Below are 24,374 nucleotides of genomic sequence, written 5' to 3'. Positions count from 1 at the left end.
GTCACACCCCGGGCCCCGTCCGTCAGCCCCCGGCCGGCCGTCAGTCGTCGAGCACCGACAGGTCCTGCTCCGCCTCCGGGACCGCGACCGTCCCCCGGTCGTCGGCCAGCGTCTGGACCGTGAACATCGGGATGCCGTCCTGTGCCAGCTCGAGCGTGCGCGACGCGTGCACCGGGCCGCCCGACAGCGTCTCGACCGTGAGCGCGTACGAACCCTTGAGCCCGGACGGCACCGGCGGGGTGACCGCCTGCGTCGTACCGGCCTTGATCCTGTACGTCTTGACGACCTCGCTGCCGCCCTTGGTGCCCGCCGATGCCGTCACCTTGACCTCGGCGGCCGCGCCCGGCGCGGTCAGCGCCAGGACCGAGCCCTTGGCCCGGTTGTCCGCCACAGACGCACGCGTGCCCACCGGCGCCGCCGCCGGGATGAACGCGATCTCCTTGTTGGCACCCTTGCCGCGCACCACGCGCAGCGCGGCCACCACAGGCGTCGGCCGGCCCTTCTCGGCGGGGCTGAGGATCAGGGACCCGGCCTCGCCGCGGGTGACGTCCGCCAGATCGACGCTGGCCGTCATACCGGACTTGACGTGCAGGGTCTCGTGCCCGGCGGGGGTGATCCTGCCGGTGGTGCCCGCGAGTTGCACCGTGAGGTCGGCGTCGTCGTCCCCCGGGGCGAAGGCCACCAGCTGCACCGAGGTGGCGTCCGCCGGGATACCGGGCAGCACGGTGGTGCCGGACGGGTCGGCCGATGCGCCGAGCCAGTCGCTGCCGGCCACCTCGTCGGCGGCCCGCACGACCGCGCCGACCCGGCCGGTACGCGTCGTGACATGAACGGTCACGTCCGCCGCCTTGTCGGCGGTCAGCGTCGACAGCAGGACCGGAACGCTGGATCCGGCCGGGACCGGGATGCCCTCGGTCAGGGTGGTCTTGAGCGCGCCGTCCTTGCCGTACAGCTCGATGTCGGCGACGGCGCCGACGTCGTCCGGGTTGGTCAGATGCACATAGTCCTGGCGTGTCTCGGCAAGGGAGGCTCCGGGGAGCCAGAAGTCGGTGTCGGGGGCGGTGCAGCTGACGCCGAGCAGGCCGCGGCCGCCGCCCGCGGCCACCGTGGTGGTCTGCTGAGCGGTCCAGCCCGGGGCGAGGCGGCCGGTCGCCGTACCGACGAGCGCGGGGGCCTCACCTCCGTTCGCCTCGGCGGAGACCGGCTTGCCGGGCTCCTTCACGGCGAGCACGGCCTTGTCCCGGGTGGGCTTCTTCGCGCCTGCCCGGCCCTTGTCCTTCTTCTTGGCGGTCTCACTGTCGGGGAGGGACAACGCGGCCGCGGAGGGCTTCAGTTCGGCCGAGTCGGTCTCTGCCGCACCGTCCTCGGAGCCGCTGTCCTGCGCCAGCGACTGCTTCGCCGCCGGCGGGGTGAAGGACGTGTAGAGGGTCTCCGCGAGCTCGGAGTTGCTCGGCGCCGGACAGAGCAGGCTGGAGCGTTCCACGGGAAGTCGCGCCGGGGCCTTGCCGCCGGCAGACGCCGCGCCGTCCGGGGCAGTGAGCGAGGCGAATCCGGTGATCGCGGCGAGGGCGGTGGCAGCCGCGATCAGGGAGATGGTCGTGCGGTTCACTCTGAATCGCCTCGCGTTGTGCCGGGGGCCTGGGCCGGGGGTTCGGGGTACTGGCCGCCGTTCGGGTCGCCGTAGCCGTAGGGGTCGTACTGCCCCTCCTGCTGGTACTGGCCGTTCCCGTAGGACGCTGCCTGGTACGGGTCGGCCTGGTACTGCTGCTGGTACTGGCCGTCACCGTAGGGCTGTTCGGAGCCGTACTGCTGCTCGCCGCCGTACTGGCCGCCGTGATACTGCTCGTTGCCGTACGGAGCCGCGTAGCCGGCGTCGGTGTACGCCTGGGTGGTGTCCCACTCGCCGTACTGCTGCTCGGGCACCGCTGCGTACGGCGGGTTGGCGTCGCCTTGCGGGGCGGCGAACACGTCCTGTTCGGAGGGGTGTTGGAGGTAGGGGTCCGGGGCGGGCGCGGCCTCCTGGGCGTCGGCTTCTCCATCGGCTTCCGCCTGCGCCATCGCACGCAGCCTGCGCGCCCGGCGCCCCTCACCGTCCACCGGCTGTGCGGGCACGGCGGGTTCCTCGGCCGGCAGGTCGTCATCGATCTCCCGCCGCCTGCCGGGCAGCGCCAGCACCACCAGGACGAGCGAAAGGAAGGCCTGCGTCCAGATCCACACCGTGTGGGCCGTCGGCTCCTCGTACGTGAGGGCCAGCTGCCCGCCCTCGGCCGGCAGCTCGAAGCCCTGCGCCCAGCCGTCGACGGTGGTCTTGTTCAGCACCCGGCCGTCGAGGGTGGCCTGCCAGCCCTCCGCGGCACGGTCGGCGATGCGCAGGGTCCGCCCGGCTTCACCGGCCGGGATCTTGGCGTGCGCCTCGACGGGGTCGGAGGCGATCGGCAGCGGGTCGGCCTTGCCGCTGACGACGGTGGCCCGGGCGACCTGGCGGTCCACGCGCCACAGTGCGCTGCCGTCGAGCTGGCTGAGCCGGCTCAGGCCGGGGGTGGCGTCGAGCACACGGCTCATCTGGCGTGGCGCTCCGTCGCGCACCAGGACGTAGCGGATCGCGAAGCCGCTGAGCTGGCTGGTCTGGTCGGCGCCGGAGCCCGCGACCAGATTGGCGACGATCTTGTCGAGAAGGGCGTCGCTGCCGCCCGCCCGGGCGAGCTCGGCGTCACCGAGCCGTCCCCCGGAGCCTCGGACCAGGGTGTAGGAGACCTCCGCTGCCGAGGTGCCGCCGAGTACGAGGGTGCGCGGCTGGTCGCGGGTGTCGCTCTCCTCGGCGACGAACGCGGGCACCTGGACCGGGTCGCGGCGCTTGAGCGGATCCGCCGCGCCGCCGAGCATCCAGTTGGCCGCGGCCAGCAGCGGGGCGAGGCCGGCTGCCACTGCGACGAGCGCCGCGACGGGCTGACGCCAGCCGAAGCTCTGGGCGGCGACGCGGGTACGGGCGCCTTCGGCGCCGAGCACGGCGGCGCCGAGCAGCGCGATGCCGTAGACGAGCGTGGCGGGGCCTGCCCAGCCGGAGGCGTCGTCGCCGGAGCCGTTGACGAGCGCCGCGAAGGTCAGGGCGACCAGCGCGACGGCCCAGGCGGCGCGGATCGCGAACTGCCGCTGTTCGCGCAGGAGCGCGGCGAGTGCGGCCAGCACGATTCCGATCATCACCAGGCCGCCGAGGGCCTTGGGCCCGCCGGGGCTGATGCCGAGGAGGTCGAGCGCGCCCGCCGGGCTCGTGCTGTAGGCCAGTCCCGCCTCGCGCAGGAAGCCGGAGGGGCTGGTGAGCAGCGACAGCGACCAGGGGGCGAGGACGAGCACCGGGGTGCCGACGGCGGCGAGGAATCGCAGCGCGTAGGCGGTGATGTCGTCGCGGCGCAGCACGAGGACGCCGATACCGAGGACGACGGCCAGCGGCCATACGACGGGCGTGAAGGCCATCGCAAAGGTGAGCAGCAGGGCGTAGGCCCAGGTGGCCCGCCAGCTGCCCCGTACGCCGTCGGCGGCGCGCAGCCCGTGGGCGGCCACGGCCGCGCGGGCGATCAGCGGCAGCACGATGGCGAGGATCGCGGTGCCGAGGCGGCCAGTGGCCAGTGCGCCGGTGGCGGCGGGCAGGAAGGCGTAGGCGATGCTCGCCCAGGCCCGCAGCAGCCGGGATTCGACCAGGGGGCGGGAGGCGAAGTACGCGGCGAGGCCGGCGAGCGGGACCGAGCAGACCAGCAGCACGGTCAGTGCGAGGCCGGTGGAGCCGGCGAAGAGTGCGGACAGGACCGCGAGCACGGCGAGGTAGGGAGGTGCGGTCTGGGTTCCGCCGGTGCCGACGGGGTGCCAGCTGTCGGCGTAGCGGCCCCAGAGGTCGGACACGTCGGCGGGGGCCGGCAGCAGGGCGCCGCCGGCCAGTGCGCCGCCGCCGAACAGTCCGCGACAGGCGACGAGGGAGACGATCAGCAAGAGGGCGAAAAGCACCGGGCCGGGCTTGCGCGCGAGCTTCTTCAGCCGGGCGAACTGCTCGATCTCCAGATAGTCGGCGTCGTCGCCACCGGGGCCCGATTCGACGACGCCGTGCCTCGAGCCGCCGGAGTCGGCGTCCGAGCTGCCGAAGTTCGAGGTGATCTGTTCGAAGGTGGCCCGTACCGTCGCGCCGGGCGGCGGGAACAACGGCCGCAGTTCGCTCGCCTCGACCGCTCGCCTCGACCGTCTGCGGCGGCCGGCGATGATCCGCTCGGGGCGCAGCAGGACACCGAAGAGCCCCATGACCTCGTCGACGGCCTGGCCGGGCACCTTGCCGACGAGGTAGGCGAGGGTGCGCAGCAGGGTGCCGAGGACGACGCGCAGCAGTACGTAGGGCAGTGCGATGCCGCGGGCGTTGGTGAGCAGGGTGTAGACGGCACCCGCCTTGTCGACGCGGTGCGGGCTGGCGATCGAGCGGCCTGCGCAGTCGACGGTGCGGCGCTCGCGGGCGGCGGCCTCGGCGTGCCGCACGACGGCGCCGGGTGCGACGAGGACGCGGTGGCCCGCGCTGTGGGCACGCCAGCACAGGTCGACGTCGTCGCGCATCAGCGGCAGTCGCCGGTCGAAGCCGCCGAGCTCCTCGAAGACGTCGCGGCGGATGAGCATGCCGGCGGAGGAGACGGACAGTACGGTCCGGACCTGGTCGTGCTGCCCCTGGTCCTGTTCGCGCCGGTCGAGCCCGGTCCAGCGCCGGCCGCTGTTGGCGATGGAGACGCCCGCTTCGAGAAGCTGCTTGCGGTCGTACCAGCCGAGCAGCTTGGGACCGATGACGGTCGCGTACGCGTCGGAGTCGGCGACGCGCAGCAGTTCGCCGAGGGCGTCGGGCTCCGGTGCGCAGTCGTCGTGGAGGAGCCACAGCCACTGGACGGGCTCGCCGTGGGGCAGCTCGGGCATGTCGTACGCGTCGTCGCGCCAAGTCCTGCTGACCGGGTCCCAGCCGCTGGGCCGCTTCAGATACGGCAGGTCGTCGGGGCTGAGCGCGGGGGCGGTGCGCACAGCCTCGTCGACGGCTGTGCCGAAGCCGGTACGGCGGGCGAGGTGCAGGACGCGGTCGGGTCCGAGGGCGTCGGTCAGCAGTTGCGCGGAATCGTCGGCGCTGCCGGTGTCGGCGGCCATGACGTTCTGTACGGGGCGTTCCTGCCCGAGCAGCCCTGCCAGGGCGTCGGGAAGCCAGCGCGCGCCGTCATGGGAGACGAGCACGGCGGTGACGACATGCCGCGGGAACTCGGGCGGCTGTGCGGGAACGAACGCGGCGGTGGTGGCGGACATTGAGGTACGGGCCCTCCGGCCGGGGTCACCCCGTAGGGGCGTTGGTGCGTCACGGACGGGGCCCCACACTAACGGCTGGCATGTGGACGGTCCGCCGCCTGTGGAGAACCCTCGGGCGACGGACCGTTCGATATGTATGAGGTTGTACGGTTTCTGCTGTTCAGGGGTGGGTCCAGGCTGACTCGATGGCGGGCGGCGATCAGACGGCGGCTTTTTTGAGTCGTCGGCGTTCCCGTTCGGACAGACCGCCCCAGATTCCGAATCGCTCGTCATTGTTGAGGGCATACTCGAGACATTCCGAGCGGACTTCGCAGGCAAGGCACACCTTCTTTGCCTCGCGGGTGGAACCGCCCTTCTCGGGGAAGAAGGACTCGGGATCGGTCTGGGCGCACAACGCGCGCTCCTGCCAGCCGAGTTCCTCGTCCGCGTCCTCGACCAGCAGTTGTTGGAACAGCTCGGTCATGTGCGCCCCTCGTCTGTCTTTGCGTCCCCGTGATGTTGCCGCCGCGATCGATTTCGGCCGAACGACACGAGTGAAATTACAAGTGTGTGGCTCCGGGCCAGTCAAGCCGAGATCTGCTATTGGGCCCGGTATTCACTCTGCGGAACCAAGGCTATGCGGAAAGTGTTCAAATCACCAAAAAGGTGACACATGCCAGCGGCCTGCTCCGCACCTCCCCCTGGCGGGGGACGCCCTCCCCCGCCAGGGAGAACGTCGCAAACATCGATCTTGTTGCGATCCGGACGGCAAAGCGATCCGGATCACAGTCTGATCACGCACCCTCAACGACGTTTGCGTACACGGTTGCTGCGCCATGTCTCCCGGGTCGCGACTGCACAAACCTTTCTCCGGATGCGGCAACCAAAAGAGGTGAAACTTTGCCCCCAAATCGGTCATTGAGTTGACAGTCGGATAGGGGACCCGGCACCTTTGATCCCATGCCAGCGACCTCAGCGCCCCTCGCGAGCCCCGTCCGTGGGTTCCGCAGCGCTGTCCAGGCACGCTGTTGCTGTTCCAGCTGTTGATGCCCCAGCGCTCCAGCCCCTCCCCGCGCTCTGCGCGAGACCGCGACACCCTCCCCCAGACTGACTTTCTGTTTCAGCCGAGGAACCACCGCACCCATGAACAGCGACAGCGACCTCCAGATCGCCGGCGACATCCTCGCCGTACAGCACCTCCTCCAGCCCGCCCGTGAGCACCCGGCAACCGTGGCCGAGTTCGCCGGACTGGCCCGCACCATCGCCGCCGACCGCGCGCAGTGGGAGCACCTCGTCGAGTACGACGCGACCTCCCGCTGGTACCACCGGCTGCAGACCGGCCCCGGCTACGAGGTCTGGCTGCTCAGCTGGGTCCCCGGCCAGGGCAGCGGACTGCACGACCACGGCCGCTCCTCCGGCGTTCTCACCGTCCTCGACGGCGAGCTGAGCGAGCGCACCGAGCGCGGTGAGCGCTCCCTCGCGGCGGGCACGCAGCGCGTGTTCGCCCCCGGATATGTGCACGAGGTGGTCAACGACTCCCTCGAACCGGCCGTGAGCCTGCACATCTACTACCCGGGTCTGACCGAGATGCCGATGCACGCCGCGCAGTGCGCGAAGGAAGCGGTCCCGGCCTGAGGGTCCCCTGCGACGTCGCCCGACCACCGCCCCACAGACGACAGGCTGCGCCTGACAGGCCCTCCCGTCACCCGACCACCGCCCCACAGACGACAGGCTGCGCCTGACAGGCCCTCCCGTCACCCGACCACCGCCCCACAGACGACAGGCTGCGCCTGACAGACTGTCTGCATGCGCATTGTGGTTCTGGCCGGCGGCATCGGCGGCGCCCGTTTTCTTCGCGGTCTCAAGTCGGCCGCCCCCGACGCCGAGATCACCGTCATCGGCAACACCGGTGACGACATTCATCTGTTCGGACTGAAGGTCTGTCCCGACCTCGACACCGTGATGTACACCCTCGGCGGTGGCATCAACGAGGAGCAGGGCTGGGGCCGTACGGACGAAACCTTCCAGGTCAAGAGCGAACTCGCCGCGTACGGTGTCGGACCGGAGTGGTTCGGGCTCGGCGACCGCGACTTCGCCACACACATCGTCCGGACCCAGATGATCGGCGCGGGCTACCCGCTCAGCGCCGTCACCGAGGCGCTGTGCGCCCGCTGGAACCCGGGTGTACGGCTGCTGCCGATGTCCGACGACCGCGTGGAGACACATGTCGCCGTACAGCTCGAGGGCGAGCGCCGGGTCCTCCACTTCCAGGAGTACTGGGTGAAACTGCGCGCCTCCGTGCCCGCCGATGCCGTCGTGCCGGTGGGCGCGGACCAGGCGAAGCCGGCACCCGGTGTGCTGGAGGCCATCGCGGAGGCCGACGTCATCCTCTTCCCGCCGTCCAACCCGGTGGTCAGCATCGGAACGATCCTCGCCGTGCCCGGCATCCGTGAGGCGATCGCCGACGCCGGCGTCCCGGTGGTGGGCCTGTCGCCGATCATCGGCGACGCGCCCGTGCGCGGTATGGCCGACAAGGTCCTCGCGGCGGTGGGCGTGGAGTCCACCGCCGCGGCCGTGGCCCATCACTACGGGTCCGGGCTGCTCGACGGCTGGCTGGTCGACACCGCCGACGCGAGCACGGTCGAGGCGGTCGAGGCGGCGGGCATTCGCTGCCGGGCCGTACCGCTGCTGATGAAGGACGTGGACGCAACCGCCGACATGGCGCGGGCGGCGCTGTCGCTCGCCGAGGAGGTACGGGCGTGACCCCGCCCTCGTACGAGGTCTGGGCGCTTCCCGGGCTCGGGGAGATCCGGCCCGGCGACAACCTCGCCAAGCTGATCGCCGCGACCTCGCCCGGGCTCGTGGACGGGGACGTACTCCTCATCACCTCGAAGATCGTCAGCAAGGCCGAGGGACGTCTGATCGAGGCGGCCGACCGAGAGGCGGCCATCGACGCGGAGACCGTACGGGTAGTGGCGCGGCGCGGCCCGCTGCGCATCGTCGAGAACCGGCAGGGGCTGGTGATGGCCGCGGCCGGGGTCGACGCATCCAACACCCCTGCCGGGACCGTGCTGCTGCTGCCCGAGGACCCTGACGCCTCCGCCCGTGCGATCCGCGAAGGGCTGCGTGACGAACTGGGCGTCGACGTCGGCGTGATCGTCACCGACACCTCGGGGCGGCCGTGGCGCACCGGGCTCACCGATGTCGCGATCGGCGCGGCGGGAGTACGGGTCCTGGACGATCTGCGAGGCGCCACCGACTCGTACGGCAACCCGCTCAGCGCGACGGTCGTGGCCACCGCCGACGAACTCGCGGCGGCCGGCGACCTGGTGAAGGGCAAGGCGAGCGGGCTGCCGGTCGCAGTGGTACGCGGTCTGGCGCAGCTGGTCGCGGACGTCGACGAGGGAGCCCGTGCGCTGGTGCGGGGCGGGGCCGACGACATGTTCCGGCTCGGGACGTCGGAGGCGATCCGGGAGGCGGTCACCCAGCGCCGTACGGTCCGGGAGTTCACCGGTGAACCGGTCGACGGCGGCGCGGTGCGCCGCGCGGTCGCGGCCGCGGTGACGGCGCCTGCGCCGCACCACACGACGCCGTGGCGCTTCGTGCTGCTGGAGTCGGCCGAGTCCCGGCTGCGGCTCCTGGACGCGATGCGCGACGCCTGGATCGCCGACCTGCGGCGCGACGGCAGGTCCGAGGAGTCGATCGCCAAGCGGGTCAGGCGCGGTGATGTGCTGCGCAACGCGCCGTATCTGGTGGTCCCCTGCCTGGTGACGGAGGGCTCGCACCACTACGGCGACGAGCGCAGGGACGCGGCCGAGCGCGAGATGTTCGTGGTCGCCGCCGGCGCGGGTGTACAGAACTTCCTGGTGGCGCTGGCGGCCGAACGCCTCGGCTCGGCCTGGGTGTCCTCGACGATGTTCTGCCGCGAGGTGGTGCGGGAGGTCCTGGACCTCCCGCACGACTGGGACCCGATGGGGGCGGTGGCGGTGGGCCACGCGGCGGCCGCTCCCAAAGAGCGCCCGGCGCGAGAGGCGTCGGCGTTCATCGAGGTGCGCTGACAAGTCCGCGCGGCATGTCACAGGAGGCCGATGTCGACCTTGCGCATTTTCGGCCGACGGCGCGGTGGGGTGCGGCCGCTCAGGAGGATCAGGCGGGCCGCGCGGTGACGCTGGCCCGCATAGGGCTCAAGAAGCCTCAGCATCGCCTCGTCGTCCGCGTTGCGGTCGCCCGCGAGCGCGTAGCCGACGATACGGGGCAGGTGCAGGTCGCCGACCGTGACCGCGTCCGGGGCGCCATTGCTCCGCTGGATCGTTTCCGCCGAGGTCCAGGGGCCGATGCCCGGGATCAGCTCCAGGCGAGCCATGGCCGCTTCGGGCTCCATCGCCGCGGCCTCCTCCAGCCGGTGGGCCACCCGCACCGCGCGCAGGATCGTCGACGCGCGCTTGTTGTCGACGCCCGCGCGGTGCCATTCCCAGGAAGGGATGAGAGCCCAGCCACGCGGCTCCGGCATGACGTACAGGCGGTCGTTCGGGCCCGGCGCGGGCTCGCCGTGCCTGCGCACCAGCAGCCGCCACGCCCGGTACGCCTCGTCGGCCGTCACCTTCTGTTCGAGTACCGACGGGATGAGGGACTCCATCACGAGTCCGGTGCGCAGCAGGCGCAGACCGGGGCTGCGGTGCTGCGCGTGGGCGAGAAGCCGGTGACGGGGTTCGAAGACGTCGGGGTCGTCGAGCGCGCCGAGCAGCTCGGGCAGCCGGTCGAGGAGCCACGGGGCGCCCGGGCCCCACGCCTCGGCCTCCACGGCTCCGTCGCCGGCGGCCACCCGCAGCGTGCCGGGACCGGCGGGCGTACGGGTGGCGCGCCAGATCGAGCCGTCCGGCGTCGTGCGGAACGTGGGGTCGGCGGGGCCCCGGCGCATCGGGCCGAGGGCCAGGCCCAGGTCGAGTGGCCATGGCGGGGTCCAGCGACGGGTCCGGCCGCCCCCGGCCTGACGCGGTATGCCGACCGGTACACGAGTGCGGCCACCGCGCACGGTGGTGCGGCTCGTACCCGGTTCGAAGCGTCCTGCCATGCGGTCAGGCTACTGGTCGGAGGAGAACCGGATCGCGCCGCCCGGAACGACGGCCCCGCACCACACCCGGGCCCCGTCCCGCAGCTCGTTGTCCTCGCCGACCACCGCGCCGTCGCCTATCACCACGCCGGACAGCTCCGTACGCGCCCCGATCCGCGCCCCCGCGCCGATCAGTGAGTCGGCGATCACCGCGCCGGCCTCCACGACGGCGCCCCGGAGCACCGTGCTCCCGTCGATCCGGGCGCCCTCGCCGATCTCGGCTCCTTCGCCGATCACGGTGCCGCCGGTCAGCTTCGCATCCGGCGCCACCCGCGCCGACGGCAGCACCAGCCGGTCGCCGCACCGGCCCGGAACCGCGGGCGACGGGGCCCGGCCCAGCACCAGGTCGGCGGAGCCGCGCACAAAGGCGTGCGGGGTGCCGAGGTCCAGCCAGTACGTGGAGTCGACCATGCCCTGGAGGTGGGCGCCGGAGGCGAGCAGGCCGGGGAAGGTCTCACGTTCGACGGACACGGGCCGGTCGGCCGGGATGGAGTCGATGACCGAGCGGCGAAAGACGTACGCGCCCGCGTTGATCTGGTCGGTGACGATCTCCTCGGGTGTCTGGGGCTTCTCCAGGAAGGCCGTGACCCGTCCTGTCGCGTCGGTGGGCACCAGGCCGTACGCGCGCGGGTCCTCCACCCGGGTCAGGTGCAGCGAGACATCCGCGCCGGTCGAACGGTGGGTGGCGACCAGGGCCTTGATGTCGAGCCCGGTGAGGATGTCACCGTTGAAGATCAGGACGGGGTCGTCGGGCCCGGACCGCAGCCGGGCCGCGACATTGCGGATCGCGCCGCCGGTGCCGAGAGGCTCGTCCTCGGTGACGTACTCCAGGTGCAGACCGAGCGACGAGCCGTCGCCGAAGTACGGCTCGAAGACCTCGGCCAGGTACGACGTGGCGAGCACGATGTGCTCGACTCCCGCCGCCCTGGCCCGGGCGAGCTGATGGGTGAGGAAGGGGACGCCCGCGGCCGGGACCATCGGTTTGGGCGTGTTGACGGTGAGCGGACGAAGCCGGGTGCCCTTTCCTCCGACCAGGAGGATCGCTTCTGGGGCCAGGTTCAATGCCTTCTCTGCTTCCTGCCGGGGCCGGGCGCGGTCGCCTGTTGGAGACCGGCCAGTGTATGCAAGGGGTTCGGCACGTACCGCGCGAACGGTACGTTCCGGATGCCCGGCCCCGGGTCGTCCGCGTCAGCGGCCCTGGTAGGTGGCCGCGGCGTTTCGGGCCGTGCCGAGCTGGTTGTAGAGGCGGTCTCCCGGGCAGTCGGTGGTGAACCCGTCCCGGTGCCCGGAGATGACGTTGAGCGAGACCTTCACGCCCTTCGCGTACTTGCCGCTTCCTCCTGATGTCAGCGTCGTCCTGCCGCGGGGGTCGACGCCGTACAGTCCGAGCTTCCACGCCGTCAGCTTGGCGATGGCCGTCACCGCGGCGGTCGGCGGCTTGGTGAGACTGTAGGTGCCGAGTACGGCGATTCCAGTGCTGTTGGTGTTGAAACCAAGCGTGTGTGCGCCGAGCACCGGCTTGGCCACGCCTCCCGCACGCCCTTCGTAGATGTTTCCGCACTTGTCGACGGCGAAGTTGTAGCCGATGTCGCGCCAGCCACTGCTCTCGACGTGGTACCGGTAGATACTGCGCAGGACGGAGGGCGCCTGCGCGCAGGTGTAGTTGTTGCCGGTGGCGGTGTGGTGCACGAACGCGGCCTTGACCTGGTCGGTGTAGACGAAGGTCTTCTCCCGCAGCGACTCGTCGGCACCCCACCCCTTGCGGGTGATGATGCGCGGACGCGGCCCGATGTACGGCTCGGCTCCTGGCGCGAGTTCACCGGTGGCGACGGCCTCGGCCTCCGTCTCGGACCGGGTGAGGGCGGGGATCTCGAGCAGCCCCGAGGGAGCCCGTCCGGGCTCCTCCGGGCCGGGCACGCCGGTGCCGGTATTTGTGTCCGGTTCCGTCGCGTCCGCAGGGTCGTCGCCGGGGTCGACGAGTTGGAGGCGCAGACCCTGCGGGAGCACAGCCCGTTGGTCGGTGCCATCCGCCTGTACGCGTACCTCCACGGCGTCCGAATCGCCCACCCACAGCGGGGCGGTGGAGCCGCGCACCGTGGCGGACTCGCTCTCCGCCGTGCCCGGGTCGGCCGCGTGCTCCAGGTTGTGGGTCTCGAGCTGCTGCCAGACGGACCAGGCGCCGGAGCCGACGGCCCGGGTACGGACCCGGACGGTGCCGTGCAGTTCTGCACCGGCGTCGTCCCACACGACGCCGACCAGCGAGAACGGTCTCACCTCCCGCTGGGGAACCCCCTGTTCGGCGGCTCCGGCCGCCCGGTCGGAGGGACTTCCTATGCTCTGCAGTGGCAGTGACTGGGTGGAGCCAGGGACATCCGGCGCCTCGCGGGGCGCGGCATGGGCGCCGCTGGCACCCGCGGTGAACGAGAGCGGCAGGACGAGCGCTGCTGCGCACGCCGTTTTGGCCGACGAAGCAAAGTATCGATGCATGGCAACGATCCTGAGCCGGTACCGCCCGGTCCGCTTCCCCGGAAAATCCCCGGCCGATCGGTCCGACCGGTGGACGCCGTCACCGGTACGGCGGCGGTGCGCGCGAGGGGCCGCGTACGCTTGCGCGGGTGAACGCGAGCGACCGTACCCCTGCCGACCTGCTGCGATCCGCGCTCGCCGCGGACCCCGCGCGCCCCTTGGTCACCTTCTACGACGACGCCACCGGTGAACGCGTCGAACTGTCCGTCGCCACCTTCGCCAATTGGGTGGCCAAGACGGCCAATCTGCTTCAGGGCGACCTTGCCGCCGAACCCGGCGACCGGCTCGCGCTCCTGCTGCCGGCGCACTGGCAGAGCGCGGTGTGGCTGCTGGCCTGTTCCTCGGCGGGCGTGGTGGCGGACGTCGGCGGGGACCCGGCCGAGGCCGACCTGGTGGTCAGCGGACCGGACACGCTCGAGCAGGCACGCGCCTGTTCCGGGGAGCGGATGGCGCTCGCGCTGCGCCCGCTGGGCGGGCGTTTCCCGCAGCCGCCGGCAGGATTCGGCGACTACGCGGTCGAGGTGCCGAGCCAGGGAGACCGGTTCGCTCCTTACGCACCGGTCGATCCCGGCGCGCCCGCGCTCGCGGTCGGCGGCCTGGAGCTGACCGGCGCCGAACTGGTGGAGAGGGCGCGCGCGGACGCGGCGTCGCTGGGTCTCGCTCCGGGGTCGCGTCTGCTGTCGGGGCAGTCGTACGACTCCTGGGACGGGCTGTCCGCAGGGCTGTTCGCTCCGCTCGCGGCCGGTGGTTCCGTCGTACTGTGCCGACATCTGGGCGAGTTGTCCCCTGAGGGCTTGCGGAAGCGGATCGAGAGCGAACGGGTCACCGACACCGCTGTATGACAAGCCGCTGAAGTCCACTCATGTGGCGCACACTCGGGCCGAGCCCCCCGGCCCCGGGGTCAACTCCGGTGGATGATCGGCGAGACGCGTGCTTGAAACGCACAACCCAGCGCGAGGTTCAGCCGTCTAGTCCAGCGATCGGCGACCCAGCGCGCCGCCGACGCCATGAAGGATGGACGCACACGTGACGGACAGTGCTGGCACGCCCGCCGAACCGGACGGCCCGGCCGACGACGAGGCTGCCGCGGACGATTCGGCCGCCACAGGGGCGGCGGCCGATCCGGGCACGCGCACGAATGCGGATGCGGACCCGGATGCCGGCAGCGATGCGGAGTCACACACGGCCACCGGGACGAACACGGACGCCGGGACGGACGCCGACACCGAGGGTACGTCGGGGGCCGGCACCGGTTCGGGTCCCGGAACCGGTACGGACAGGCACACCGCGCCGGACAGCGAGGGCGATTCGGGTACCCACGGCGGTTCGGGCTCCGACGCCGGGCCGGGCGTGCGCGCCGGGCCGGACGCCGGGACCGCCCCGGACAGCGACGCCGGGCCGGGCGTGGGCACCGCAACAGGCTCCGGCGTCGCCGGCGCCCACGTCGGCGCCCGGGTGGGCGAAGAGCCCAAGCACAGGCGTCACCTGCTGCGTTGGACGGCGCTCGGCACCTCCGTCGTCCTCCTCGCCGCGGCCGGCACCGGCTGGTGGTTCTACCGCAAGCTCGACGCCAACATCACGACCGACACCAGCGCCGCAGCCGAGCTCGAGACGTACGAGGAGGAACGCCCCGAACCCGTCGCGGTGGACGCACTGAACGTCCTGCTGCTTGGCTCCGACACCCGGTCCGGCGAGGGCAACGACGCGTACGGCTCCGACGGCGGCGACAGCCAGCGCTCCGACACCACGATCCTGCTGCACATCGCCGCGGACCGGCAGAGCGCGACGGCGATGTCGATCCCGCGCGATCTGATGGTCACCATCCCGAGCTGCGGCAAGCCCGACGGCAGTCGCACCCAGGAGCAGTTCGCCCAGTTCAACTGGGCCTTCCAGTTCGGCGGCGCGGCCTGCACGATCCGTACCGTCGAGCAGTTCACGGGCATCCGCATCGACCATCACATGGTGATCGACTTCCGGGGCTTCAAGGACATGGTCGACGCGGTGGACGGTGTCGAGGTGTGCCTGACGGAACCGATCAACGACAAGGCCGCGCACCTTACGCTCCGGTCGGGCAGACAGACACTCGACGGTGAGCAGTCCCTCGGCTTCGTACGCGCCCGGAAGTCGCTCGGCAACGGCAGCGACACGGAACGTATGGAACGCCAGCAGCAGTTCCTGGGCGCGCTGGTCAAGAAGGTGCAGAGCAACGGTGTTCTGCTCAACCCGACCCGGCTCTACCCCGTACTGGACGCGGCCACCAAATCGATCACCACGGATCCCGGTCTTGACTCGCTCAGGGATCTGTACGATCTGACCCGGTCAATTCGTAACGTACCGACCGAGAAGGTGCAATTCCTGACTGTTCCGCGGCAGCCCTATGCGGCGAACCCGAACCGTGACGAACTGGTCGAGCCGGATGCGGGCGATCTCTTCGAGCGGCTGCGCGACGACGCTCCGGTGATCGTTGTCCCCGAGGGCAAGAACGCGGAGGCGAAACAGCAGGAAAAGGAGCGGGAGCGGAGCGACGGGAAGCCGGACGACACGAGCTCCCGGAGCCCCGCACCGACGGCGACGTTCTCCGGTACGAACGCAGCCGAAGGGATGTGTGAGTAAAGCAATGGCCAAGGCAGAGTCGGCGGTGAAGGACGTATGGGCGGATTGCCCGGTTATAGGGGGCGTGGAATTTGTCACGGACGTCGCTCGACGCTGAACTGGGCGGATAGTGTGACGCGATCCGGTGCTCCGACCCTGTGTCGCGCACCAGTGGATCGAAAGACCGAGCGCCTTGGGGGGAGGCGCCTCGCGTGGCACCGACGGAGGACTCAGGCAACCGTGGATGCACATAGCCGTGGGCGGGCGGACGAAATCGACCCCGCAGACCAGTGGGTACTCAATCCGCAGACCGGCAACTACGAACTGCGACTGGAACAATCCGCACCGCAGTCGTCCGCTTCCTCCAAGGTCACACGAGCCAGGAGCGCCGACGGCAGGCGTGCCACGGCCGCCCCGGCCGGTGGCGCCACCCGCCGCAGGACGGCGGCCCCGCAGGCTCCGGACGTTCCCGGCCAGCGCAGTCGACGGGCCGGCGACGCCTCGGGCGGCAGGGTTCCCCCGCAGGCCGGCAGGCGCAAGCGCAAGCAGGCCAGGTCGGGCAAGAAGAAGGCGCTGCTGTGGACGGGCGGCACACTCGCACTGCTGATGGTCACCACCGTCGGCGGCGGCTACCTCTACTACCAGCACCTCAACGGGAACATCGACACCGTCCCCGACGACAACGCGGGCACCGGCGGCTTCAGCAAGGACCGGGCGATCAACATCCTGCTGATCGGTACGGACAAGCGCACCGGCGAGGGCAACGAGGGCTACGGCGACAAGAACAGCGCGGGCCACGCCGACACCACGGTGCTGCTGCACGTCTCCAAGGACCGCACCAACGCCACGGCACTGAGCATCCCCCGCGACCTGATCACTGACATCCCGGACTGTCCGACCACTCAGGAGGACGGCTCCACCAAGGTCATTCCCGGTACGCGCAACACCCGGTTCAACGTGAGCCTCGGCCAGTCGGGCCGCACGCCGAGCTGCACCATGCGGACGGTCACGGAGATCACCGGCATAAAGATGGATCACTTCATGGTCGCCGACTTCAATGCTGTCAAGACGCTGACCTCCGCGGTCGACGGAGTCAAGATCTGTCTCGCCAAGGACGTCAAGGACGAGGACTCCAAGCTCAACCTGCCGGCGGGCGAGCACACCCTCGAGGGCGAGCAAGCGCTCGCGTTCGTCCGCACCCGGCATGCGGTGGGCTTCGGCGGTGACCTCGACCGCATCAAGATCCAGCAGCAGTTCCTGAGCTCGCTGATGCGCAAGCTGAAGTCGAACGACACTCTCACCAGCCCCACCAAGCTGGTGAAGCTGGCCGAGGCGGGCACCAAGGCTCTGACCGTCGACTCCAAGATCAACGACATAGGCAAGCTCCGTGACCTCGGCCTGGAGCTCGGCAAGTTCGACATGAAGAACCTGACCTTCGCCACGGTTCCCGTGATCGACAACCCGGCGGAGAAGGTCAAGGCCACGGTCGTCCTCGACCCCTCCAACGCCGAGGCCCTGTTCTCGATGGTCCGCGGGGACATCTCGCTCACCGAGGTCGAGGAGAAGAAGAAGGCTGCCAAGGACAAGCAGGCCGCCCTCCTCAAGGGATTGAGGGCCGAGGCCTCCGACGTCCGCGTCGATGTGTTCAACGGCGGCGGCCCGCAGGGCTCTGCCCAGAAGACTCTCGAATGGCTGCAGATCGACGAGGGCGTGACCAAGTCCACCAACAAGGGCAACGCCCCGGCCGATGTGGCCAAGACACAGCTGGAGTACGCGCCGAACCAGGCCGACCAGGCCCGCAAGCTCGCGGACCTGATGGGCCTGCCTGCCTCGGCGCTGAAGCCCGGCACCAAGGACGCCGAGGGGCTGGAAGCGATGACGCTGACCCTCGGCGCCGATTTCAAGGGCGCAGGGGTGCCCATCACCGGTCCGGCGAAGACGCCGGAGGGTGTGCAGAAGGTCGAAGCAGACAAACAGGTGTGCGCCAAGTGAGCCGGAACACCGGCTCATGAGGAGCGCCTGACTACAGGGGGGACTTGGGGTGGGACAGAACAGCGTGCGAGGGGAGGGAACGCGCGAGCGCGTTCCGCACGCCGGTGATCTGGGCTGGGGCGACGGCCTGTACGGAGACGAGGGCGCACGCGTCCCCGGCAGTCGCAGGGCACCGGACATCGAGCAGGACGGACAGAGCGAGGGGGACACGGGGTCGGCTGCCGCCGACGCCGGGGCCGGCGGTCATCGCCGCGGCGGCGCACGCCGCCGGGGGCAGCGCGGCAAGCGCCGGATACTGCGCTGGGTCGCGGGCTCCGTGTCGGTGCTCATCCTGGGCACGGCCGGCGCCGGATACCTCTACTACGAGCACCTCAACGGCAACATCCGCAAGGGCGAGCGCAGCTCCGCCAAGGGCGGGGCGGAGAAGAGCGCCCCGAACGCGGCGGGCCAGACGCCCCTCAACGTGCTGCTGATCGGCTCCGACAGCCGGAACTCGGATGAGAACCTCAAGCTCGGCGGCTCGAAGAGCAGCGTCGGGTCACCTCCGCTGGCCGATGTGCAGATGCTGCTGCATGTGTCGGCCGACCGGAAGAACGCCTCGGTCGTCTCCATTCCACGGGACACCAAGGTGGACATACCCGAGTGCACGGATCCCAAGTCCAAGAAGCCGTTCGCCGCGACCAGGACCCTCATCAACGAGACCCTCAGGCGCGGCGGCCCCGGCTGCACCCTCGCCACCTGGGAGAAGCTCACCGGGGTCTACATCGACCACTGGATGATGGTCGACTTCGCCGGTGTGGTGGACATGGCGGATGCGGTCGGCGGGGCCGAGGTCTGTGTGAGGCAGAACGTCTGGGACCGGCCCACGGCGCGTGTAAGCGGCGGTTCCGGGCTCAAGATGACGGCCGGCACGCACGAGATCCAGGGCAAGGAGGCACTGCAGTGGCTGCGTACCCGCCATGCCTTCGAGAGTGACTTCGGCCGGTCCAAGGCCCAGCACATGTACATGAACTCGGTCATCCGCAAGCTGAAGGAACAGAACGCGTTCACCGACACCGGCCGGGTGATGGATCTCGCCGAGACCGCGACGAAGTCCCTCCAGGTCTCCGAGGAGATCGGCACGGTCAAGAAGCTGTTCGACCTGGGCATGACGCTCAAGGACGTGCCGACCGACCGGATCGCCATGCTCACCATGCCGCGCATCCCCGACCCGCGGAACCCCGACAACCATGTGCTGCCCGCACCCGGCGAGGCCGACAGGCTCTGGGAGATGCTGCGCGACGACGTCCCGTTGGACGGCAAGGCGGCGACCTCGAAGCCGAAGAAGCCGGCCGCCCCGAAGGACCCGGCCGCGGACCCGGCGGACATCGGCGTCATGGTGCAGAACGGCACCGGGACCGGCGGTCGGTCGGCCACGCCTCAGCGAGCCACCGCCGTCGCGGGTGTGCTGACGCAGAAGGGCTTCACCGGAGCCAAGGCGGACGCCACGCTCAAGCCGCAGGAGCGCACGCAGATCCTGTTCCCGAGCGCTGATCTGGAAGGCGACGCGCACGCCGTGGCCAAGGCGCTCGGGATTCCCACGAGCGCGGTGAAGAAGTCCACCGGGGTCTCGGGCGTCACCCTCGTGGTGGGTGCGGACTGGCGGAACGGGGACAGTTTCCCCAAGAACACACCGTCGGCGGGTCCGCCGAAGAACACCGAGACGGTCATGGGGAACGAAGAGGGCTGCATGGACATCTACGCGCCGTACCGCTTCTCCTGACCCGCGCGCGACAGAGAAGAGCCGGTCCCTCCCCGTCGGGACGGACCGGCTCTCTCGTTCTCGGACCTCCGTCGGACTTTGCCGCGCCGTCGGGTCTGTGTCGCAGGGCCGCGTTGTCCGTCCGGTGTCGGACGGCCGCATTGTCCGGCCTGTGTCAGACGGCGGCGGCCTTCACCGCGGGCCTGCGGCTCGCGATGACCTTCTTCGCCAGCGCGCGCGGGCTCGTCAGGAAGCCGAACCCCCATGACATGTGCATCGTCGCCAGCGCCACCGGGATCTGCAGACGCGCCTTGAGCGGCAGGCCCTTGCCCGCCGGGACGGAGCCCGCCGCGATCGCCGCGAGATAGCCGCCGGGGACGATGAAGCCCCAAGGGGTCAGGGCCGCGCCCACCACGATGCCCGCCGCGATCGCGCAGACCGCGGTCGGCGCGGCCAGGTAGCGCAGGTTGATGGAGCCCTGGTGGTAGCGGGCCACGACATGGCGCCAGCGCCCGTAGTCCTTGTACTGCTTGGCGAGCGCGCGCACGGAGGGCCGCGGGCGGTACTGCACCTTCAGCTCCGGTGAGAACCAGATCAGCCCGCCGGCCTCGCGGATCCGGAAGTTCAGCTCCCAGTCCTGGGCCCGGATGAACTCCTCGTTGTAGCCGCCCTGCTGCTCCAGGGCCTCGCGCCGGAAGACACCGAGATACACGGTCTCCGCCGGGGCGGCCTGGCCGCCGGTGTGGAAGGCCGCGTTGCCGACACCTATCTTCGACGTCATCGCGGCGGCGACGGCCTGCTCCCAGTCGTTCTCGCCCTCGGCGTACATGATGCCGCCCACGTTCTGCGCGCCGGTCTCCTCCAGCAGGCGGACCGCGGTCGCGATGTAGTTCGGCGACAGCATCCCGTGGCCGTCGACACGCACCACGATCGGGTGACGCGAGGCCTTGATGGCGGCGTTCAGCGCGGCCGGGGTGCGGCCCGTCGGGTTCGGGACGGTGTGGACACGGGCTCGCTGGGACGCGGTTTCCCGTACGAGCTCTGCGGCGATCTCGTCGGTGCGGTCCGTGGACGGCCCGAGCGCGATCACCACCTCCATCTCGCCGTCGTACTCCTGCTCGAGGATGTGACGGACCGAGCTGCGCAGATGCCGCTCCTCGTTGAGGACCGGCATGATCACGGATACAGCGGGTGTGGCGTTCATCGGTCGCCACGTTACCGCGAACGGATGACAGGGATGCGCGGCGGTCGGGTCGCGGCCGGTGCCGCTGATCGTATGGGCCTACGGTGCGGAGGATCTGCCGTCACTCGCGGAGGTGTCCCCGTTGCCCACACCACCCCGCTCCCGCCGTCCCCGGCCGGCCTCGCAGGCTCCGACCGGACGGCCGACCGCCCGGCCGGCACCGCGGCCGACCGCACAACCGGTATCGCGCAAGCCTGCCGGGCGGAAAGCCGTGCGCAGGGCCGCACGGCCGAACTGGGGCCTGCGGGTGGCGACCTCGCTGTCGGTGCTGGTCCTGGGCGTGGGCGGGATCGGGCATGCCGTGGTCACCAGCGTGGACGACGGGATCGGACGGGTCGATCCGTTCCGGGACATGAAGAACCGGCCCGAGGACACCCACGGAATGAACTTCCTGGTCGTCGGCACCGACGGCCGCGACAAGATCACCAAGGAGCAGAAGAAGAAGTACCGGCTCGGCGGGGCGGGCTGCCGCTGTACCGACACGATCATGCTGGTGCACATCTCGGAGGACCGGCAGCGCGCCAGCGTGGTCAGCCTGCCACGGGACAGCTACGCCGAAATCCCCGAACACACCGACGAGAGAACCGGAAGGCACCACGAACCCCACCCGGTGAAGCTCAACGCCGCCTACTCGGAGGGCGGTCCCGCCCTGACCGTACGGACCGTCGAGCACATGACCAAGGTGAAGATCGACCACTATCTGGAGATCGACTTCACCAGCTTCATGAAGACCGTGGACGTAGTGGGCGGCGTCGAGGTCTGTACGGCCCGGCCCCTGCAGGACACGTACACCGGCCTGAATCTGGCCGTAGGCACCCACAAGCTCACCGGCGGGCAGGCACTGCAGTACGTGCGCTCACGCCATATCGACGGGGCGGCCGACCTGGGGCGCATGCAGCGCCAGCAGCGTTTCCTTGCCGCCCTCATCCACCAGGCGACCAGCAGGGGCGTGCTGCTCAACCCGGTGAAGTTCCAGCAGGTCGCCTCCACGATGCTCGACTCGGTGCGTGCCGACAAAGGCTTCGGCACCGAGCAGCTGGTCGCCCTGGGCAGAGCCATGCAGGGCTTCTCGCCCGCCTCGTCGGAGTTCACCTCCGTGCCGGTCGGGAAGATCGGTCATGTCGTCAAGGGCATCGGCTCCACGGTGAAGTGGGACGACAAGAAGTCGAAGAAGCTCTTCCAGCTGCTGCGCGACGACAAGCCGCTCGCCCCCCACCGCCCCGGGCCGCCGGGACTGCCGCGCGCCACGCCCGTCGATGTGGCACCGCAGCAGATCCGGGTGCAGGTCTACAACGGCACCACGGCCGACGGGCTCGGAGAGACGGTCGACCGGGCGCTGCGCGCCACCGGCTTCAACACCACCCGTCGGCCACTGAACGGCGGCAACGGCGGCAAGGTGACACAGCGCACGTATGTGACGTACGACCCACGCTGGGACCGCTCGGCGAAATCGCTGCAGGCCGCGCTGCCCGGGTGCGAGATGCGGGCGGCCAAGGGGCAGGGCCCCACGCTGCGGGTGACGGCGGGCACGGACTTCAAGGCCGTGCGGCCCGTGCGGGCGGAGGACCAGTACCAGGGCGAGTTCGGCGCGGTGACAGGCGACCAGGTGGTCTGCCCCTGAGGCCTGCTCCCCAGGTCGGACTCAGTCCTGCATGCCCTCGGCGGCGCGCCTCTCCCGCAGCTCCTTGATGGCCTGGCGCCTGGCCAGCCGGTGCGTGCGCCGGATCTGCGCCTCCTGGTAGCGCCGCCGGTCCCGCTCCGTCTCGGGCACCACCGGCGGTACGCGGCGCGGCTTGCCGTCCGCGTCCACCGCCGCGAAGACGAGATAGGCGCTGCCGACCTGCTGGGCGGGCGTCGACTCGTTCCAACGCTCGGCCATCACCCGCACCCCGACCTCCATCGAGGACCGGCCTGTCCAGTTGACCTGGGCCTTCACATGCACCAGATCGCCCACCCTGACCGGCTCCAGGAACACCATCTCGTCCATGGAGGCAGTGACCGCCGGCCCACCGGAGTGCCGGCCGGCGACGGCGCCCGCCGCGTCGTCCACCAGCTTCATGATCACGCCGCCGTGCACCGTACCGAGGAGATTTGTGTCACTTCCGGTCATGATGTGGCTGAGGGTGGTACGGGACGCCGAAGTGGGCTTGCCCGGAATTTGTTCCGCCGGGCGCTGCGCCTGAACTGTCATGCGGCCCACCTTATGCCTGGTGGGACCCTGTGCAGATTCCGTGCTGCCGCGCGCGCAATGCATCAGCTTCGCAACAGCGGCGACCCTATTTCCCACCCGCTCTGTCCCGCCCGGGGCCGTCCCCTGCACACTGTTCGGCATGAACGATTGGCCCGATGGATGGTCCGGCGAAGGCGGCAACGGCAATGGGCGCGGTTACGGGCGCGGTAGCGCCGGTGCGCAGCCGGAAGGCGCCCGTGTGATGCGCCATGTCCAGAGACCGGCCGCACCGCAGCGCGGCGGGATCCCCCCGCAGCAGCCGCGCGGGTACGACGAAGGCTATGACCAGACCGGTTACGACAGCGGTTACAACACCGGCCAGGTCTACGGGCAGGGCGGCGGACGCGGCCCCGGCCAGGGGGGCGGCATCCCGCCCCAGGCCGGCTATCCGCGCCAGGGCCGCCCGGCCCCCGACTGGCGCCGCCGGCTCAAGGTCGGCTCGCTGACCCTGGTCGTGGTGCTGCTCGCGGTCACCATCGGCACCTACTTCTGGGCCGACTCCAAGCTCAAGCGCGAGGTCGACCTGTCCAAGGTCATCGAGCGTCCCGGCGCGGGCGACGGCACGAACTACCTGATCGTCGGCTCCGACAGCCGTGAGGGCATGTCGGACGACGAGAAGAAGAAGCTCCACACCGGCTCCGCCGACGGCAAGCGGACCGACTCGATGATGATCCTGCACGACGGCTCGAACGGGCCGACGCTGATCTCGCTCCCGCGTGACTCGGACGTCGAGATACCGTCCTTCAAGGGCTCCGAGTCCGGGAAGTTCTTCCCGAACGAGGGCCGGCGCGTGAAGCTGAACGCCGCCTACGCCGAGGACGGCCCGGAGCTGCTGGTGCGCACCGTCGAGCACAACACGGGCCTGCACATCGACCACTACGTCGAGATCGGCTTCGCCGGCTTCGCCAACATCGTGGACTCGATCGGCGGCGTCGAGATCGACATCCCGAAGGCCTTCAAGGACAAGAAGTCGGGCGCCGACTTCCAGGCGGGCAAGCAGACGCTGGACGGCGAGCAGGCGCTGGCGTTCGTACGCACCCGGTACGCGTTCGCCGGCTCCGACCTGGACCGCACGAAGAACCAGCAGAAGTTCCTCGCGGCCCTGGCCAACCAGACGGCGACGCCCGGCACGGTCCTCAATCCCTTCAAGCTCTACCCGACGATGGGCGCGGGACTGGACACGCTCGTGGTCGACAAGGACATGAGCCTGTTCGACCTGGGCCAGATGTTCTTCGCCATGAAGGGTGTCACCGGTGGCGAGGGCAAATCGATGAACATGCCGATCTCGGGCAGCAGGGCCGGCAACCTGGTCTGGGACAAGGCCAAGGTCAAGCAGCTCGTGGAGCAGCTGAAGAACGACGAGAAGGTCACGGTGACGTCGGACCGCTGACGCTCGCCGCGCCATGGCGAAGGCCCGCCGGAACTTTCCGGCGGGGCCCTTCCGCTCGGCCTGACCACCGGCGAACCGCCGGCGGCCCGGGTGGGGTCGGGTCGGGTCGGCCGACGAACGGGTTCGCGTGCACCGTTCCGGTCGGGTTCCGGCCGCAAGCGCGGGAAGAGGCACCCCCGGAGGGGGGGCGCGTAGCCCCCGTGGGGGCCGGCCAAACCGGTTAGGGGGGGTAGGCGGCCACACCATACCCGGGGCCCGGGT

Annotated in this window: 17 protein-coding genes; 9 read left to right on the top strand and 8 right to left on the bottom strand. The window is 70.6% G+C overall.

Annotated features, from left to right (window positions below; all coding sequences use genetic code 11):
• Positions 1–40 precede the first annotated feature (40 nt).
• The 3 genes from ACFYWI_RS25335 to ACFYWI_RS25325 form a co-directional block, all read right to left on the bottom strand.
• Complete coding sequence (locus ACFYWI_RS25335) at positions 41–1,609, bottom strand: DUF5719 family protein (RefSeq protein ID WP_389236672.1); 1,569 nt, start codon at positions 1,607–1,609, stop codon at positions 41–43.
• Positions 1,606–5,310 carry a glycosyltransferase gene (locus tag ACFYWI_RS25330; RefSeq protein ID WP_389236670.1) on the bottom strand — a complete coding sequence of 1,235 codons (3,705 nt, stop codon included), beginning with the start codon at positions 5,308–5,310 and terminating at the stop codon, positions 1,606–1,608. The genes ACFYWI_RS25335 and ACFYWI_RS25330 overlap by 4 nt, the downstream gene beginning before the upstream one ends.
• Before the next feature lie 199 nt (positions 5,311–5,509).
• Complete coding sequence (locus tag ACFYWI_RS25325) at positions 5,510–5,773, bottom strand: WhiB family transcriptional regulator (protein ID WP_018846780.1); 264 nt, start codon at positions 5,771–5,773, stop codon at positions 5,510–5,512.
• Positions 5,774–6,432: 659 nt separating this feature from the next.
• On the opposite strand from ACFYWI_RS25325, the gene ACFYWI_RS25320 reads away from it, so the two are divergent.
• From ACFYWI_RS25320 to ACFYWI_RS25310, 3 genes are all read left to right on the top strand, one after another.
• Positions 6,433–6,924, top strand: coding sequence for a cysteine dioxygenase (locus ACFYWI_RS25320; RefSeq protein WP_389236667.1), 492 nt, complete (start codon positions 6,433–6,435; stop codon positions 6,922–6,924).
• Positions 6,925–7,095: 171 nt separating this feature from the next.
• A complete protein-coding gene (gene cofD / locus ACFYWI_RS25315; protein ID WP_389236665.1) occupies positions 7,096–8,052 on the top strand; it encodes a 2-phospho-L-lactate transferase in 957 nt (318 codons plus the stop codon).
• Positions 8,049–9,347, top strand: a complete 1,299-nt coding sequence (locus ACFYWI_RS25310) for a coenzyme F420-0:L-glutamate ligase (RefSeq protein ID WP_389236663.1) — start codon at positions 8,049–8,051, stop codon at positions 9,345–9,347. Before cofD ends, ACFYWI_RS25310 begins: the two co-directional genes overlap by 4 nt.
• Positions 9,348–9,364: 17 nt before the next feature.
• Here the strand turns inward: ACFYWI_RS25310 and ACFYWI_RS25305 are convergent, their stop codons facing one another.
• The 3 genes from ACFYWI_RS25305 to ACFYWI_RS25295 form a co-directional block, all read right to left on the bottom strand.
• Complete coding sequence (locus ACFYWI_RS25305; RefSeq protein WP_389236661.1) at positions 9,365–10,360, bottom strand: DNA-3-methyladenine glycosylase family protein; 996 nt, start codon at positions 10,358–10,360, stop codon at positions 9,365–9,367.
• A 9-nt stretch (positions 10,361–10,369) separates the two neighbouring features.
• The gene (locus ACFYWI_RS25300) at positions 10,370–11,461 is read right to left on the bottom strand and encodes a sugar phosphate nucleotidyltransferase (RefSeq protein WP_389236659.1); all 1,092 of its coding nucleotides are present in this window, start codon (positions 11,459–11,461) and stop codon (positions 10,370–10,372) included.
• A gap of 126 nt (positions 11,462–11,587) precedes the next feature.
• A complete protein-coding gene (locus ACFYWI_RS25295; RefSeq protein ID WP_389236657.1) occupies positions 11,588–12,886 on the bottom strand; it encodes a peptidoglycan recognition protein in 1,299 nt (432 codons plus the stop codon).
• Between the two features lie 128 nt (positions 12,887–13,014).
• Between ACFYWI_RS25295 and ACFYWI_RS25290 the strand changes: the two genes are divergently transcribed.
• The 4 genes from ACFYWI_RS25290 to ACFYWI_RS25275 all read left to right on the top strand — a co-directional run bounded on the left by ACFYWI_RS25290 (position 13,015) and on the right by ACFYWI_RS25275 (position 19,271).
• Positions 13,015–13,767 carry a TIGR03089 family protein gene (locus tag ACFYWI_RS25290; RefSeq protein ID WP_389236655.1) on the top strand — a complete coding sequence of 251 codons (753 nt, stop codon included), beginning with the start codon at positions 13,015–13,017 and terminating at the stop codon, positions 13,765–13,767.
• 172 nt (positions 13,768–13,939) lie between these two features.
• The gene (locus ACFYWI_RS25285; RefSeq protein ID WP_389236653.1) at positions 13,940–15,538 is read left to right on the top strand and encodes an LCP family protein; all 1,599 of its coding nucleotides are present in this window, start codon (positions 13,940–13,942) and stop codon (positions 15,536–15,538) included.
• A gap of 219 nt (positions 15,539–15,757) precedes the next feature.
• A complete protein-coding gene (locus ACFYWI_RS25280; RefSeq protein WP_389236651.1) occupies positions 15,758–17,509 on the top strand; it encodes an LCP family protein in 1,752 nt (583 codons plus the stop codon).
• A gap of 49 nt (positions 17,510–17,558) precedes the next feature.
• On the top strand, positions 17,559–19,271 hold the full coding sequence (locus tag ACFYWI_RS25275; RefSeq protein WP_389236649.1) for an LCP family protein: 1,713 nt from the start codon (positions 17,559–17,561) through the stop codon (positions 19,269–19,271).
• A gap of 154 nt (positions 19,272–19,425) precedes the next feature.
• Here the strand turns inward: ACFYWI_RS25275 and ACFYWI_RS25270 are convergent, their stop codons facing one another.
• A complete protein-coding gene (locus ACFYWI_RS25270; RefSeq protein WP_389236647.1) occupies positions 19,426–20,454 on the bottom strand; it encodes a glycosyltransferase family 2 protein in 1,029 nt (342 codons plus the stop codon).
• A 280-nt stretch (positions 20,455–20,734) separates the two neighbouring features.
• Between ACFYWI_RS25270 and ACFYWI_RS25265 the strand changes: the two genes are divergently transcribed.
• Complete coding sequence (locus ACFYWI_RS25265; protein WP_389236718.1) at positions 20,735–22,114, top strand: LCP family protein; 1,380 nt, start codon at positions 20,735–20,737, stop codon at positions 22,112–22,114.
• A 21-nt stretch (positions 22,115–22,135) separates the two neighbouring features.
• On the opposite strand, the gene ACFYWI_RS25260 is transcribed toward ACFYWI_RS25265, so the two are convergent.
• Positions 22,136–22,684, bottom strand: coding sequence for an acyl-CoA thioesterase (locus tag ACFYWI_RS25260; RefSeq protein ID WP_389236645.1), 549 nt, complete (start codon positions 22,682–22,684; stop codon positions 22,136–22,138).
• 139 nt (positions 22,685–22,823) lie between these two features.
• Between ACFYWI_RS25260 and ACFYWI_RS25255 the strand changes: the two genes are divergently transcribed.
• Positions 22,824–24,113, top strand: a complete 1,290-nt coding sequence (locus tag ACFYWI_RS25255) for an LCP family protein (protein WP_389236643.1) — start codon at positions 22,824–22,826, stop codon at positions 24,111–24,113.
• Positions 24,114–24,374: the final 261 nt, after the last annotated feature.

Source organism: Streptomyces sp. NPDC002889 (assembly GCF_042888425.1).
In the GTDB taxonomy this organism is placed as follows: domain Bacteria; phylum Actinomycetota; class Actinomycetes; order Streptomycetales; family Streptomycetaceae; genus Streptomyces.
Note: the sequence above shows the minus strand (reverse complement) of the source record. Positions and strands in the feature narration are given on the sequence as shown.